The organism is Pseudomonas imrae, from assembly GCF_046352735.2.
Lineage (GTDB): Bacteria > Pseudomonadota > Gammaproteobacteria > Pseudomonadales > Pseudomonadaceae > Aquipseudomonas > Aquipseudomonas imrae.
In genome coordinates this window covers 2,886,993-2,900,638 of record NZ_CP110853.2, presented here as the reverse complement: position 1 = coordinate 2,900,638, position 13,646 = coordinate 2,886,993, and the positions used below count along the sequence as shown (strand labels likewise).

Annotated in this window: 14 protein-coding genes; 4 read left to right on the top strand and 10 right to left on the bottom strand. The window is 59.4% G+C overall.

What is annotated here, in order from left to right; all coding sequences use genetic code 11:
• Window positions 1-59: 59 nt before the first annotated feature.
• The 5 genes from OQ460_RS12830 to OQ460_RS12810 form a co-directional block, all read right to left on the bottom strand.
• Window positions 60-911, bottom strand: a complete 852-nt coding sequence (locus OQ460_RS12830; RefSeq protein WP_410017862.1) for a CAP domain-containing protein — start codon at window positions 909-911, stop codon at window positions 60-62.
• Between the two features lie 78 nt (window positions 912-989).
• Complete coding sequence (locus OQ460_RS12825) at window positions 990-2,324, bottom strand: MFS transporter (RefSeq protein WP_410017861.1); 1,335 nt, start codon at window positions 2,322-2,324, stop codon at window positions 990-992.
• Between the two features lie 133 nt (window positions 2,325-2,457).
• Window positions 2,458-3,651: an L-2-hydroxyglutarate oxidase gene (gene lhgO / locus OQ460_RS12820; protein WP_410017860.1), complete on the bottom strand. Its 1,194-nt coding sequence runs from the start codon at window positions 3,649-3,651 to the stop codon at window positions 2,458-2,460.
• A 110-nt stretch (window positions 3,652-3,761) separates the two neighbouring features.
• Window positions 3,762-4,469 carry a FadR/GntR family transcriptional regulator gene (locus OQ460_RS12815; protein ID WP_410017859.1) on the bottom strand — a complete coding sequence of 236 codons (708 nt, stop codon included), beginning with the start codon at window positions 4,467-4,469 and terminating at the stop codon, window positions 3,762-3,764.
• A gap of 54 nt (window positions 4,470-4,523) precedes the next feature.
• A complete protein-coding gene (locus OQ460_RS12810; protein WP_410017858.1) occupies window positions 4,524-5,741 on the bottom strand; it encodes an MFS transporter in 1,218 nt (405 codons plus the stop codon).
• 127 nt (window positions 5,742-5,868) lie between these two features.
• On the opposite strand from OQ460_RS12810, the gene OQ460_RS12805 reads away from it, so the two are divergent.
• The 3 genes from OQ460_RS12805 to OQ460_RS12795 are packed head-to-tail and all read left to right on the top strand — an operon-like array spanning window position 5,869 to window position 8,000.
• Window positions 5,869-6,759, top strand: coding sequence for a LysR family transcriptional regulator (locus OQ460_RS12805; RefSeq protein WP_410017857.1), 891 nt, complete (start codon window positions 5,869-5,871; stop codon window positions 6,757-6,759).
• Window positions 6,756-7,292 (top strand): AAA family ATPase, encoded by a 537-nt coding sequence (locus OQ460_RS12800; protein ID WP_410017856.1) that lies wholly within the window; start codon window positions 6,756-6,758, stop codon window positions 7,290-7,292. Before OQ460_RS12805 ends, OQ460_RS12800 begins: the two co-directional genes overlap by 4 nt.
• Window positions 7,293-7,319: 27 nt before the next feature.
• On the top strand, window positions 7,320-8,000 hold the full coding sequence (locus OQ460_RS12795) for a GNAT family N-acetyltransferase (RefSeq protein WP_410017855.1): 681 nt from the start codon (window positions 7,320-7,322) through the stop codon (window positions 7,998-8,000).
• A gap of 3 nt (window positions 8,001-8,003) precedes the next feature.
• Here OQ460_RS12795 and OQ460_RS12790 read toward each other — a convergent pair whose 3' ends face one another.
• Window positions 8,004-8,615 carry a TetR/AcrR family transcriptional regulator gene (locus OQ460_RS12790; protein WP_410017854.1) on the bottom strand — a complete coding sequence of 204 codons (612 nt, stop codon included), beginning with the start codon at window positions 8,613-8,615 and terminating at the stop codon, window positions 8,004-8,006.
• Between the two features lie 64 nt (window positions 8,616-8,679).
• Between OQ460_RS12790 and OQ460_RS12785 the strand changes: the two genes are divergently transcribed.
• Complete coding sequence (locus OQ460_RS12785; RefSeq protein ID WP_410017853.1) at window positions 8,680-9,294, top strand: NAD(P)H-dependent oxidoreductase; 615 nt, start codon at window positions 8,680-8,682, stop codon at window positions 9,292-9,294.
• Window positions 9,295-9,308: 14 nt separating this feature from the next.
• Here the strand turns inward: OQ460_RS12785 and OQ460_RS12780 are convergent, their stop codons facing one another.
• The 4 genes from OQ460_RS12780 to OQ460_RS12765 form a co-directional block, all read right to left on the bottom strand.
• A complete protein-coding gene (locus tag OQ460_RS12780) occupies window positions 9,309-9,698 on the bottom strand; it encodes a hypothetical protein (protein ID WP_410017852.1) in 390 nt (129 codons plus the stop codon).
• Between the two features lie 31 nt (window positions 9,699-9,729).
• The gene (gene aroA, locus OQ460_RS12775) at window positions 9,730-10,986 is read right to left on the bottom strand and encodes a 3-phosphoshikimate 1-carboxyvinyltransferase (protein WP_410017851.1); all 1,257 of its coding nucleotides are present in this window, start codon (window positions 10,984-10,986) and stop codon (window positions 9,730-9,732) included.
• A 109-nt stretch (window positions 10,987-11,095) separates the two neighbouring features.
• Complete coding sequence (locus tag OQ460_RS12770) at window positions 11,096-11,650, bottom strand: UPF0149 family protein (protein ID WP_410017850.1); 555 nt, start codon at window positions 11,648-11,650, stop codon at window positions 11,096-11,098.
• Between the two features lie 126 nt (window positions 11,651-11,776).
• Window positions 11,777-13,300: a glucan biosynthesis protein gene (locus tag OQ460_RS12765; RefSeq protein WP_410021996.1), complete on the bottom strand. Its 1,524-nt coding sequence runs from the start codon at window positions 13,298-13,300 to the stop codon at window positions 11,777-11,779.
• Window positions 13,301-13,646 lie beyond the last annotated feature (346 nt).

Below are 13,646 nucleotides of genomic sequence, written 5' to 3'. Positions count from 1 at the left end.
GGGTGCCAAGGTACAGACCCGGACAATCTTCGCCAGTTCAGCGCGATCGTCACTGGTGCTTATTGGCTACCCAACAATGCCGTCCAGTAGATCCCCGCATCGCTTTTCGGATCAGTTGCATAGGCGGCGCCCAGCTCCTGGAATTGTGGGTTCATCAGGTTGGCGCAATGGCCTGGGCTGGCCAGCCAGCCGTCGACGACCTTGCGCGGCGTGTCCAGGCCGGCGGCGATGTTTTCGCCGCTGTTTCTCGCGATGTAGCCCGCCAGTTCGGCGCGGTCGCCGGGGGTGCGGCCGTCACGATCCAAATGATCGAAGTAGTTTTTGTTGGCCATGTTGCGCGAGTGACCTTCGGCTGCGCTCGTCAATTGGGCATTCCAGGTCAGTGGCGTGGTGGCCGCGAAGGCTTGCGTGCCGCATTGGCGCGGTTGCTGGCGGGCGGCGTTGATCATTTCCAGCACTTGCTGGCCGGCAGCCTGTGAGTCGGCCAAGCCTCTGGTCAGTAGCGGCCGCGCGAGGACGATGCGCCAGTCCTGGCCATTATTGCTGACACCGATGTCGACAAACTGCGGGTCCAGCACCACCCGGCAGAAGCTTTCACGCACCGCTTTCATGGCTGACTGAGCATCTCGCGGGCCGGTCAGGCTGATGGCCTGCACGTTGACCATCGGATAGGCCGACTGTGCCAGCGCCTGCTGCAAGTCACCAATGCTATTGACGGGCAGCACCAGGCGGGGGTCAACCGCCAGCGGTGGCAATTCCTGGGAGCCCTGTTCACCGCAGCGTTGAACCTGGCTGCGGTACTGGTTGATCGAGTCGACCAATTGGCTTTCTTCGCTCGACGACGCCGTTGGGCAAAACACCAGACTGGCGGCCAGCGTCGTAACACCCATCATCAATGACAGAACGCGCATGGACGTTTCCCTTGAGCTTGAAAGTGCCCATGATGCGCGATGAGGGGGCATGGATGCACCCCCTGGTCGAGTTTTTGCTCAGTTCTTGAAGGCGGAGTGCTTGCGGCCCTGGTCACACAAGGCGAACACTACGACCAGCAACGAAGCAATGGCGAGGATGATCACCACACCGTCGGTGGATTGGGTCGACGAAGCCGCGACCATCGACAACGCACCCAGCGGAGCCAGGCCACCGGCGATCGCGGTGCCGATTTCGCGTCCGGTGCCGAAGCCTGACGAACGGGTCTGGGTCGGGAACTGACGACTCAGGAACGAGCCCTGGGGCGCGAACATCATCGGCGCGAGGATACCGGTGCCGACGCCGATGGCGATATAGATCATCAGGCTTTCACCGGTATTGAGCAGTGCCAGGAATGGATAGGCAAACAGCAATGACAGCACGCCACCGAGTACCAGCACAGTTTTGCTGCTCCATTTGTCACACAACCAGCCAAAGCAGGGCACGGCAACAATCGCAATCAGGCTGGCGATGGTCACCGACAGCGACGTGACATGCACATCGACACCTTTGAACTGTGTCAGGTAGGCCAGGGAAAAAGTCTTGAAAATGTAACTCAGCGCGTTGTAGCCAATGGCCACGAAAAACACCACGCCCAAGCCTTTGAGATCGTTCTTGAGCAAGGCTTTCAACGGCGAGACCTTGACCTTGGCCTGGGCGCTTTCCTTGTTCAATTCGTTGAACTGCGGGGTTTCCGGAATGCTGTTGCGCACCCACAAGCCGACACCGACCAGGGCAATGCTGCAAATGAACGGGATGCGCCAGCCGCCGGCCAGCAGGAATTCGTTGCCATTGATGGTCAGCAGGTAAACGGTCAGCGACGACAGCAATAGACCCAGGTTCAAGCCCAGGGCAGGCCAGGCGCCCTGGCTGCCGCGCTTGCCTTCCGAGGCGTGCTCATAAGAGGTGACGGCCGCGCCAGACAATTCGGCACCCGCGCCCAGGCCCTGGATGATTCGGACAAACACCAGGATGATCGGGGCCCAGATGCCGATGGAGGCATAGCTGGGGATCAGGCCGATCAGGGTGGTACACACACCCATCATGCAGAAGGTCAATACCAGCACATGTTTACGGCCGAACTTGTCGCCCAGGTAGCCAAACAGGATGCCGCCGAAGGGGCGCGCGATAAAGCCAATCGCAAAGGTCGAGAACGCCATCAGCGTCGCGGTCTTGGGGTCGCTGTTATCGAAGAAGATCTTCGAGAAGACAATCGCCGCCATGGTGGCGTAGAGGTAAAAGTCGTACCACTCCAGCATCGATCCAAAAATGGTTGCAGCGGCGACTTTGCGCAGGCGCTTTTTACTCTGGGCCGGCGTCTCTTGCGTGGCGTGATTGTGGGCTGTTGCCGTCATGCTGTACTTCCTTCTGAGTCATTATATTTATTGTCAAATCGACGCGCGCAGCACCCCGTCAGCCGTCTCCCAGCCATGGGGCTTGGCAGCCGGCTTCATCGCGAAGCCGGCTGGCCGGTAAAATCCATGCCGATCAGTTGGGCTTGAACATACGTTCGGCGATCATTTCGCCAATCGGGATCGCCGACGTAGCGGCAGGTGAGGGCGCGTTGCACACGTGAAGCATGCGTGGCGTCTGGGCGAACAGAAAATCGTGGACCAGCGTGCCGTCGCGCATCACTGCCTGGGCACGGATACCCGCTTCGTAGGGCAGCAGATCATCGATCTGCAGGGACGGGCAGTACTTGCGGCATTGCTCCAGGTAACCGGATTTGAACAGCGAGTTCTTCATCTCGACGCTCCCCGAGCCGAGGTTCTGCCAAATGGTTTTCCAGAAACCGGGGAAGCGCGCGTACTCGGCCACGTCCTTCCAGTTGACGGAAAATTTCTTGTAGTTTTCGCGCCCCAGCCCAAGTACCGCGTTTGGCCCGACAGTAACGCTGCCATCGATCATGCGCGTCAGATGCACCCCCAGGAACGGCAGCTCCGGGTCCGGGATTGGGTAGATCAAATGGTTGACGATGTTGTTTTTCGTCGCCGGCAAGCGGAAGTACTCGCCGCGAAACGGGATGATCTGATGATCAATGTCGATCCCGGCCAGGGTTGCCAGGCGGTCTGACTGCAAGCCGGCGCACACCACCAGGTGTCGGGCCTGCCAGGTGCTTTGGTGGGTGCTGATGCTGACCTTGTCGGTGTCTTCTTCAATCGCGCTAACGGTTTGCTCCAGGCGAATCTCACCGCCGCCGCTGCGGATGACACGGGCCATGGTTTCGCAGACCTGGCGGTAATCGACGATCCCCGTGGCATCGAGGAACAACCCGCCCATACCGACGATGTTGGGCTCGCGAGCGCGCAACTGATCGGCATCGAGGCGCTCGACCTGCATGCCGTTGAGCTGCGAGCGCGCATACAGCGCTTCCATCCTTTGCATTTCCAGCGGGGTGGACGCTACCAGCACCTTGCCGCACACCTGGAACGCAATGCCGTGTTCGCTGCAAAACTGCTTGGTGGCTGCCGCGCCACGCTTGCACAAGTCAGCCTTCAGGCTGCCCGGAGCGTAGTAGATACCTGCATGAATCACACCGCTGTTGTGGCCGGTCTGGTGCTTGGCCAGCAACGCTTCTTTCTCCAGGATCACCAGTGATGCGCCAGGTTGGCGTTTGAGCAATTCCATCGCTGTGGCCAAACCGACGATGCCACCGCCGATGATGCAAAAGTCATAAATCATTTGGTTGCCACCTAAATCGATACATTTCAGTCTGCTTATCAGGTTGTCAGACTAATGTTTTTGTTAAAAAAACGGCGCGCCCGCAGACGCGCTTATACGAATGGGGTCAATCAGTGTGTTGCCGGCAATTCCAATTGCAGACGCTTTGCCGCAGCGCGCAAGTGCGCCTCGGCTGTTGCTGCCGCTGCGTGGGCATCACCGTCGCAGATGGCCTGGTAAAGGGCTTCGTGCTCCTGGAGAGCATCCGTCGAACCGCTGGCAATCCGTGCCGAGTTTTCCCACGCAGTCTTGCGTGCGCTTGCCAGCTGGTTTCTGAGGAAGTCGTGGAAGGCGACGAAGTAGTCGTTCTTGCTGGCGTCGGCAATTGCCCGATGAAATTCAACGTCGGCAAGTGCAGCAGCTTCCAGGTCGGTACGTTTGTCGTGCATTTGCTGCAGCGCATGCTTCATGCGTTGCAAGTCACCCGCATCGCGACGACAGGCAGCAATCGAGGCTGCCTGGGTTTCGATCCACAGGCGCACTTCGAACATTTGCGCCAGGTCCGGTCGGCGACCATTGGTTTGCGGAAAGCGGAACACCGTACCTGCCGGCGTCTGCGAAATGAACGAGCCCAAGCCACGCCGTGCTGTCAATACACCGTCGGCCTTGAGTTGCGCTATCGCCTCGCGCACCACCGAGCGGCTGACATTCAACTGTTCAGCCAGCTGTTGTTCGGTAGGTAGTCGCGATTCAGGCGCCAGTTGCCCGTTGTCGATCTCGGCGCGAATAGCGTTGACGACACGCATCACAAGGGAGTCTGGGCGCTGGAGCTCAAGCATGGCAAAACCTTGGTAGTCAGGTTGTCAGACAATAGCCGTTGGGATTTTCCCTTGTCAAGGTGCCGATGGGGACAATGCGGTTTTCCTTTGGCAACCCATGGCCATTAGCACCAGCCCCAGTGATAGGCCAAAGGTGATGTGCAGGCCATTGCTCAGTGCCTCGGGTGGGGCGCGGTTGATATCACCGGTCTCCCAGGCAAACACCGCACCCAGTGCCCAGGCGCCGACAATCAGCCCCAGGTTACGTGAAAGGTTCAGCAGGCCGGCAATCACCCCGCGGCGGTCTGGCGCAAGGTCGCTCATTACCAAAGTGTTGTTCGCAGTCTGGAATTGGGCATAGCCGAGGGTGAGGATGGCCAGCGCACCGATATAACCGGCAGCGCCGGCCTGTTGTGGCAATAGTGCCAGTGCCAGGCAGCCGGCCAGCATCGCCAGCAAGCCGGCCAGGGTCATGGCCCGGCAGCCGAAACGCTCGGTCAAACGCCCCGCAGGCATGCCCGCCAATGCTGCAATGACGGGGCCGACAGCCATTGCCAAGCCCATCCAGGCCGGGCCAAGCCCCACGCCATGGCTCAGGTAGAACGGTCCGGCCACCAGGGTGGCCATCATCACCGCCATCACCAGTGTGCTCATGATCAGCGCCGCCTTGAGCGTCGGATTGCGCAATATTGCGCGTAGATCGAGCGCGGTTTGCCGTGACGGTGCGGGGTGTTTGTCGTGGCTCAGGGCGCGATAGGCGAGGGCAAGCGCCACGAGCCCCAGCGGTACCAGGCTCAGGAACACCGCGCGCCAACCGTACCCGGCAATCAATACACCGCCTGCTGCCGGCCCGGCAGCCGTGCCAACCGCCGACATGGTGCCCAGCAGCCCCATCACCCGGCCGGTGCGTTCCTTGGATACACTCTGGCCGATCAATGCCATCGCCATTGTCATCATCATTGCCGCGCCGAGTCCTTGGACCGCGCGGGCAGCAATCAGCTGCGCCAGGGAAGAGGCTGCGCCGCACAAGATGCAGGCGATGACGAACAGCAGCAAACCCGCGAGCAACAAACGGCGGTGGCCTATCCGATCTCCAAGACGGCCGACACTGACAATGACTGCGGTAATGGCCAGTAAGTAAGCCAGCACCACCCATTGCACCGATGAAAACGTTGCGTCGAACGTGATGGCCATTTCGGGCAGGCCGACGTTCGCAATACTGGTGCCCAAAGATGCCAGCAGCATGGTCAGCGACAGGCTGGCGATGGCGCTGCGCGGGGTCTTGGAGGTCATAACCGATTCCTGAGTGAAGCTGCTGCCCAACCGGCAGCTGTCAGAAATCTACGGCGTCGCCTAAGATGGCGGAAGACGCAACAGTTGCAGGTTATAGCTGCATCAAACGCCATCAGAGGACATGCCCGTGTCGAGCCCTGACTTCAACTTGCTGGTTACCCTCGACGTCCTGCTTGCCGAGGGCAGTGTCGCCCGCGCAGCCCAGCGCCTTGGGCTGAGCCCGTCGGCCATGAGCCGGGCATTGGCACGCCTGCGTGAAACCACGGGCGATCCGCTGCTGGTACGCGCTGGCCGTGGCTTGGTGCCAACACTGCGAGCCCAGCAACTGCGGGCACAGGTCAGCCAGTTGGTGCTGGACGCCCAAGCCGTATTGCGTCCGGCCCAGGCCATAGACCTTGCGCAGTTGACGCGTACTTTTGTCCTGCGCAGCAGTGAAGGCTTCGTCGAAAGTTTCGGTCCTGCGCTGATCGCCCGTGTGGCCGAACAGGCGCCGGGCGTGAAGCTGCACTTCGTATACAAGCCGGATGGGCAGGGCACGCCTTTGCGCGACGGCAGCGTTGATCTGGAAACCGGCGTGGTCGACAGTCACGCCAATCCCGAAGTGATGACTCAACTGCTGTTCCGTGACCGCTTTATCGGGGTTGTACGTAAGGATCACCCCCTTTGTCGCGGCGAAATCACCGCGCAGCGCTATGCCGCCGGCAAGCACATCTACGTGTCGCGTCGCGGTCGGGTTCGTGGGCAAATTGACGATGCGCTCGAGGCCCTGCAACTGACGCGTGAGGTAGCCACCATCGTCACTGGCTTCTCCACGGCGCTGGCCCTGGCGCATCGCACCGACCTGATCGCCAGCGTGCCGGAGCGTTATACCCAAGGCCTGCGCGAAGGCCTTTATAGCTTCGCCTTGCCGGTCGATTTGCCGCAGTTCAGTGTGGCGATGCTCTGGCATCCGCGATCAGATGCTGATCTGGCGCATCGTTGGTTACGCGGATGCCTGCGGGAGGTGTGTGCACAATGATTCAAAGGGTCTATCTGACGGGCGCCTCGGGTGCGGGTGTTACCACACTGGGCAAGGCTCTGGCGGCGGCGCTGCAACTGCCACATGTCGATGTGGACGATTACTACTGGTATGCCACGGACCCGCCCTACGTAAAAGCGCGATTGCCGGCAGAGCGCGTGGCTTTGCTTGGACAGGCGCTGGCTCGTGGACAATGGGTGCTGTCCGGCTCATTGGACGGTTGGGGTGATGAGCTGATCGTGGATGCGCAACAGGTGGTGTTGGTTGACACGCCGACACCGCTGCGAATCGAGCGCCTCAAGGATCGGGAGGCGGTGCGTTTTGGCGAGCGCGTTGCGCCCGGCGGCGACATGCATGCTGCACACCAAGCGTTTCTGGCATGGGCCGCAGGCTATGACAACGCTACATTCGCCGGGCGCAGTCGGCCCCGGCACGAGGCATGGTTTGCTCGGTTGAAGCATCCTGCGCAACGAGTCGATGGCAGTCGATGCGTCGAAGCGCTGCTGCAACAGGTACAATCTTTCCAGGCTTAATGCGAAATATCAGGAAACAGGAATTCGATGTACACCCTGACTCACTACACCTCCCCATGCCCCGAACCCATCAACAGCCAAATCCTGCAGTTGGTGGTCGACAATCTGACTGACATCAGCATGGTCGCAATCCCGGCGAGCAACCTGCTGTACAACATCTATCAATATGCGATTGGCTATGAAGTACACCTGTACCTTGAAGCGGTGGGCGGCTCCAAGGGCATTGCGGTGGAGTTGATCGTGGCACTGGACGAGCAGGATCCGGAAAAAGTCAGTGGCTTTTTACTGTACCTGCCGGTCAAGGATGATCCCCAGGCCTGCGGGGTTGCGTACATGGCTGTGGGGGCGGCCTATCGGCGCAAGGGCGTGGCGCGGGCCATGATGCAGGACATGCTCGGTCGTTATCCCCATGCCGAACTGACCTGCGCCGTAGAGAAGGTCCCGGTATTCGAATCCATGGGGTTCCAGGTGCGGGGTGTGCGCGGTACACAGGTGTTGATGAACACCCGCGACTACAGCACCGACGGTCTGATGGGCCTTTTGGATGTGGCATCGATCTACAGCTCGCTGGAGGTGCGGCAAATTCACACCTACCTGCTGCAAAAGCATGGCAAGCGGGCCATGATCGACGCAGAAAAACAGCGGGACCGTCATTTTGACCAGATGACCCGCAAGGCCCAGGCCTTTGTACAAGGGCGACAGGCATAGCCTTCAGCTCTTCAAGCGTGCGCCTCGCCGGACCATGGCCTTGATGGTCTCCAGCAGTTCTTCCTGGGCTTGCGCGGGGCTGATTTCATCGCTGGCCGCTGCATGGGACAGTGCCTCGGCCGCACCCAGCATGGCGCGCAGGCCGGCCAGCGAGATGTCGCCCGACGGGGCAAAGGGCGCGAGCACATCGCGGCACTTGACCATGAAAATCATCTCGTACTCGCGCTTGAGCGCCTCCAACTCCGGAGCCCCGTTCAAAGCGGCGATCACGCCCGGTATTTCGCGCCCCTGAAGCAGCACACATTCGACATAGGATGAAGCGATAACGCCGGCTCGACCTTCAAGGCTTGGCTCACTGGCCGCCAGGGCCTGCTCCAGAACCGTATTCTGACGTTCGTCAAAATCCTTGTACAACGCCGCGAGCAAGCCTGCGCGCGTGCTGAAGTGGTCGTACACCACCGGTTTAGTGACCCCCGCCATTTCTGCCAAACGACCCAGGGTCAGCGCTTCGGTGCCTTCTTCGCGAACCAACCTCCAGGCCCTGTCCAGCAGCTGGCGCAGGCGATCCTCCCGGGACAGGCGGCGACGAGGCACAGGTATTTCGGTGCTTGACATGCTTATATACCAAAAGTAACTTACTGATCGTAACTTAACTCAGCGTATCACTGGAGCATCCGTCATGCATGCGCTTATTGTTGTCGCCCATCACGATCCCCGTTCCTTGACGCACAGCCTGGCCGCGCAGGTCGCAGCCGGCGTTGCCAGCCAGGGAAACACCTCTGAAATCGCCGACCTGGCGGCTGAAGGTTTCGATCCACGGTTCACCCTTGCTGACCATGCCGTACACCGCGCTCGCGCCACACCACCCGCCGATGTCCAGGCGCAGCAGGCGCGCATCGACCGCGCCGACGCGCTGGTCTTGGTTTACCCGGTGTATTGGTGGTCCATGCCGGCCTTGCTCAAGGGCTGGATCGACCGGGTATTCAGCAATGGCTGGGCCCTGGAATACGACATGCAGACGGGCAGAACGATAAAGAAACTGGGGCGTCTGCGCGTGCATCTGCTGGGCGTGGGCGGAGCCGATGAAGGCACGTTCGAGCGCCACGGTTATACCAGCGCCATGCGGACCCAGATCGATCATGGGATCTTTGATTATTGCGGGGCGAAAGTGCTGAGTTCGCAACTGTTGCTGGAGTCCGAAGTGCGCACGCCCAAGGTCCATCTGGAGGCCGCGTGGCGAACAGGGCAGGGGATCTTTGCAGGTGCTGATGCAACAGAGGCGCTATCGGTCTAGTTTACAGCCGCAGATCAGGCGTCTCTGAACAGGTCATGGGCATCCAGCAAGCGATAGGCGATTTCCGGGCGGTTCTCCAGGCCTTTGCGGATTGCCGACGGAATCGATTGCCGGGTCTTGCGGCATAGCCCTGGCAATTCGTCGATAACGATTTGAATTCCGCGCATGCTTTTGACTTCGGTGTGACCGGGTGCGATGTGTACCCGGATACCCAGTTGCTGGTGCATCAGTTGCTGCATCCGCTCAAGGTCCGCCAGGCTCTGCACGTTTTCCAGGCGCTCCAGCAAGCGCTTTTCTTCCTGGCGGGTCAGTTGCAGGATGCGCTGGTCTGCGTTCGCGACCTCGAGCAGTTGCCGGCGTTCGCAGTCACAGACAGCAGGTGGGCAGGGTTGGCGAATTGTCATGATCACTCCCTCCCCACGTTGGCGCTGTGACTCAGTAGCTGAGCTGTACGCCGAGGCTGCCCAAGGCGTTCCAGTACTCAGGATAGGTCTTGCCCACGCAATCGGGGTCCTGGATTCTGATCCCCGAGATTTTCAGGCCTGCCAAGGCAAAGCACATGGCAATGCGGTGGTCGGCGTGGGTGTCGATCGACGCGTTGCACGAGCTGCCCGCGAGTGTCGGATCACTGGCCACCAGCAGATCGTCGCCTTCGATGTGCGCCAGGCCCGGACGGATTTCGTTGAGTCCGTCGTGCAGGGCCTGGACCCGGTCGCATTCCTTGACCCGCAGGTTGGCCAGCTCCGTGAAACGCACCGGGGTGTTGTTGAAGGCGGCAAGCACCGCGAGGGTTGGAATGGCGTCCTGCATTTGCGAACCAACGACGATGGATTGCATGTTCGGGAACTGTGCAATCACCGCCTGGGCCTTGGCATCGGGCTGGGTGAAATCTTGCGGGGCTACGCCCAGGTCGATCTTGCCGCCAGTGAGCACTTCTGCGGCCCAGAGGTAGGTTGCGGCGGAGGCATCGGGTTCGATCTGATAGTCGTGGGCGCTGTAGCCGGTAGGCGCTACGCGCCAGGTGCTGTCGTCAACCACCTCCACCTGGGCACCGAACGCGCGCATGCAGTCCAATGTCAGGTCGACGTAACCACGGGCACCGATATCTTTACCGGTCAGCGCTACTTCAATGGGTTTTTCGCCACAGGCGGCGAGCATCAACAGGGCCGAGACGTATTGGCTCGACAGGCCGCCGTCGATCTCGAAACGCCTGGCGTGGACTCGCCCGGTGCCATGCACTGTCACCGGGGGGCAACCGCTTGGGCTATCCACCTGGATACCGTTCTGGCCCAGGGTTTCCAGCAGCGGGCCGATAGGGCGCTTGTGCATGTACGTGTCGCCATCGAGCACTACAGTGCCTTGCACCGTCGCAACCGCTGCCGTGAGAAAACGCATCGCGGTGCCGGCATTGCCCAAAAACAGCGGTTGTTTCGGCAATTGCAACTGGCCTTGACCGGTCACGACAAAGGTCACGTCATCCGGCTCGTCAATGACCACGCCCATCTGCCGCAATGCCACGGACATATGCCGGGTGTCGTCGCTTTTAAGCGCCCCACTCAGGCGACTGGTGCCTTTGGCCAGGGCCGCGAGTAACAGGGCACGGTTGGTAATGGATTTGGAGCCGGGCGGTGCTACCTTGCCGTTCAATGGAAAATTAGGCGGCGTAACGGTCACGGTTTTCTGCGAACTCAAGGGACAAGGCTCCTGATAAGGCTGGAGTGGCTGGGAGTGGCCGGCTGGCGGAAACGAATAATCGACCAAACCACAGGGTATGGTCAAATGCCGTGGGAGCGCCGCTGTATCAGCGCTTGCTTGCCCAATAATCGTGCAAGGCCCTGGCTGCTGGCTCGATGGCTGCCACGCGTTGTTGGTGGGCTTGCACATCCAGGTCCGCTGGCAATTCGAAGTTGTCCTGTTCGGCGCACCAGGAGATGGTTTCCAGTTGGGCGGCCTGCTCGGCGGGCAGGGCTGGCCACTTACCTATGGCCGCGCCACGGATATAGCCAAAGCACCATTCTTCAGCCAGGGTCAGCGCTCGTCCCTGATGCTCGGTTTCTTCGAAGCGCGCCTTGAAGCTTTCGGCGTCCAGCGCTAGTTGACTGGCGAGAGTGTTCGTGTGGCGTATGCACAGTTCGAGGAATCGTTGGGCTTCGTCTATCTGTTCCCACTCAGGATTCCGCCCACCCCAGATCGCAGGGAACCATTCGCTTACGTCGACCTGTGTTGGGGACGAAACCAGCGCGGTGAAGTAACCATCGAGCTCGGCCAGGTTCAACACTGAATGATCTTCGCCGTACTTCAACAGGACTTCTTCGATGAACTCGAAATCGGCAGGGGCGAGGGCTTGGTCGTGCATGAAAAATTCCTTAGAGCGTCCAGCGCCGCTGATAAGGCGGCTAAAGCGTGGAGGATGGCGGGTGTGGGTGATTAAATCCAGCACCAGTGGCTCGTGCGGTTAATTAATCAACCTGATACACCGAGCTCAGGAAGGTAGGGCGATAGCGCCGGAGCTGGACTGAAATGGGTGGTATTGATACAGCCAGGTTTCAGATAGCGTCTCGTTTTCCAAGCGTAAAAACAGACGAAGCTCCACCGGGTCCTTGCCATCGACAATCAAGTCAAATTGAACACGCCAGTGACCCGCCACACCATGGGGCACAACTTCGGTAAATACCAGTGAGAAAGTCCCTCTTGACGCGGAAAGTACCGCCTGCGGTTGTATTCCCTTGGGCAGGTTTTCCAATGACTTACCTTTGAATTCTACGCTGAACTTGCGTACCCCTTTGGGTCGTGGTTTGCCTTGCTGTCCTCCATTGCCCAAGCGAGTAGCGACACAACGAGCCAACTCAGAGGGGTAGGGCTCGTCTGCCAGCCAATGCAGTCGGTACCGTAGGCGGTAAATATCGCCAGCTTCGGCAGGCTTCTTGGGGACCCACATGGCAACGATGTTGTCGTGGATTTCGTCGTCGGTAGGGATTTCCACTAACTGCACGCTGCCTTCTCCCCAATCACCGAGAGGTTCGACCCACAGGTTGGGGCGCCGCTCGTAATGCACGCCTTCCAGATAGTGGTTGAAATCTCTATCCCGTTGCTGCAGCCCGAATCCCTTGGGGTTATTGTCGCCGAATGCCGAAGCCATGGTGCGCGGGGGGTTGTTCAAGGGACGCCAGATGCGCTCACCACTTCCAGTCCAAAGGGCCAGCCCGTCGGAGTCATGCACTTCGGGGCGCCAATCGGCGGCGGTGGGCTTGGCCTTCTCACTGAACCAATACATCGAGGTGAGGGGCGCAACACCAAAACGACTCACACTCCTGCGCAAAAACAAGACGCTGTCGATATCCATGACCACACCTTTGGTGCGACTGATCACGAAACGATAGGCGCCACAGATGCTCGGGCCATCAAGCAAGGCGTAAAGCGTAACGCCCCGATTGTTATCATCCTTGGGTGTCTCGAACCAGAAGTGCGTGAAGTCAGGAAACTCTTCGGGCTTACCGGTCGCGTGCGCTACATCCAGCGCAATGCCCCGCGCTGAGAGGCCGTATTGGTAAAGCTCGCCGATTGCACGAAAATACGAGGCCCCCATAAAACCCACCCAATCGTTGTGCTTCCAATTTAGCGTCTTTTGATTGCCGACACGACTTTCCTGCAGGCGAAAACCTGCAAACCCACTCCCAGGTGGCAGGGAGTGGGCAGGGCTATCGGAAGGCTTGTCGAAGTAGGCCGCGTCGTAATTGAACTCTTGGGCAACGCCATTTGTAATAACGTACATCTTTACCGGCACCCGGAAAAAATTTCCCAGATGCACGAAGGTAATCGGATATCGCCCCAGCCCTGTGGCGAAAAGAGCTCGTTTTGGATCGAACATGATTTTAGCGTGGGCGTCATAGTCAATTTTCGACAGCACCCCCGCCAAGGCTGTCGATGGATAGAGGTAAGGTCGCTGTGCCGTGGCTTGCGTCAGTTCAATCAAGCCTTCAAATGAGAAGGGGGCAGGCGCGCCCATCATGGGGCGTTCATCTGCAATCGACTGGTTTTTTATACCTGATGAAGCCCACGCCACTCCCAGTGATGCAAGTGTCAAAAAATGGCGGCGTGTCAGCATGATTTTCTTCCGTGAACAATCCAAAAGAGAGATTCGGCACCTAGCTCTGCATGAGAATAAAAGCATGGGCAGGTTGCCCCTGAATCAAGCAAGCTCGCTACTGTGAAAGTTGACAGGTTTGACGGTTGTTTGAAGTTGATGGTTTTCGCCAGCGGACGGAAGTCAGTAAAAAAAGGAATAAAGTCAGATCGTATCGGTATAAGTAGTTATAAGAAAAATCGCTATGCTGCCGCCAGAAATCTATAAG

Excerpts from the sequence above, each read along its gene's own strand:
- OQ460_RS12765 (WP_410021996.1), bottom strand. The coding sequence starts at position 13,300 with ATGGGCGCGCCTGCCCCCTTCTCATTTGAAGGCTTGATTGAACTGACG.
- OQ460_RS12815 (WP_410017859.1), bottom strand. The coding sequence starts at position 4,469 with ATGCTTGAGCTCCAGCGCCCAGACTCCCTTGTGATGCGTGTCGTCAAC.
- OQ460_RS12790 (WP_410017854.1), bottom strand. The coding sequence starts at position 8,615 with ATGTCAAGCACCGAAATACCTGTGCCTCGTCGCCGCCTGTCCCGGGAG.
- OQ460_RS12830 (WP_410017862.1), bottom strand. The coding sequence starts at position 911 with ATGCGCGTTCTGTCATTGATGATGGGTGTTACGACGCTGGCCGCCAGT.
- OQ460_RS12780 (WP_410017852.1), bottom strand. The coding sequence starts at position 9,698 with ATGACAATTCGCCAACCCTGCCCACCTGCTGTCTGTGACTGCGAACGC.
- OQ460_RS12795 (WP_410017855.1), top strand. The coding sequence starts at position 7,320 with ATGTACACCCTGACTCACTACACCTCCCCATGCCCCGAACCCATCAAC.
- OQ460_RS12770 (WP_410017850.1), bottom strand. The coding sequence starts at position 11,650 with ATGCACGACCAAGCCCTCGCCCCTGCCGATTTCGAGTTCATCGAAGAA.
- OQ460_RS12800 (WP_410017856.1), top strand. The coding sequence starts at position 6,756 with ATGATTCAAAGGGTCTATCTGACGGGCGCCTCGGGTGCGGGTGTTACC.
- lhgO (WP_410017860.1), bottom strand. The coding sequence starts at position 3,651 with ATGATTTATGACTTTTGCATCATCGGCGGTGGCATCGTCGGTTTGGCC.
- OQ460_RS12825 (WP_410017861.1), bottom strand. The coding sequence starts at position 2,324 with ATGACGGCAACAGCCCACAATCACGCCACGCAAGAGACGCCGGCCCAG.
- OQ460_RS12810 (WP_410017858.1), bottom strand. The coding sequence starts at position 5,741 with ATGACCTCCAAGACCCCGCGCAGCGCCATCGCCAGCCTGTCGCTGACC.
- OQ460_RS12785 (WP_410017853.1), top strand. The coding sequence starts at position 8,680 with ATGCATGCGCTTATTGTTGTCGCCCATCACGATCCCCGTTCCTTGACG.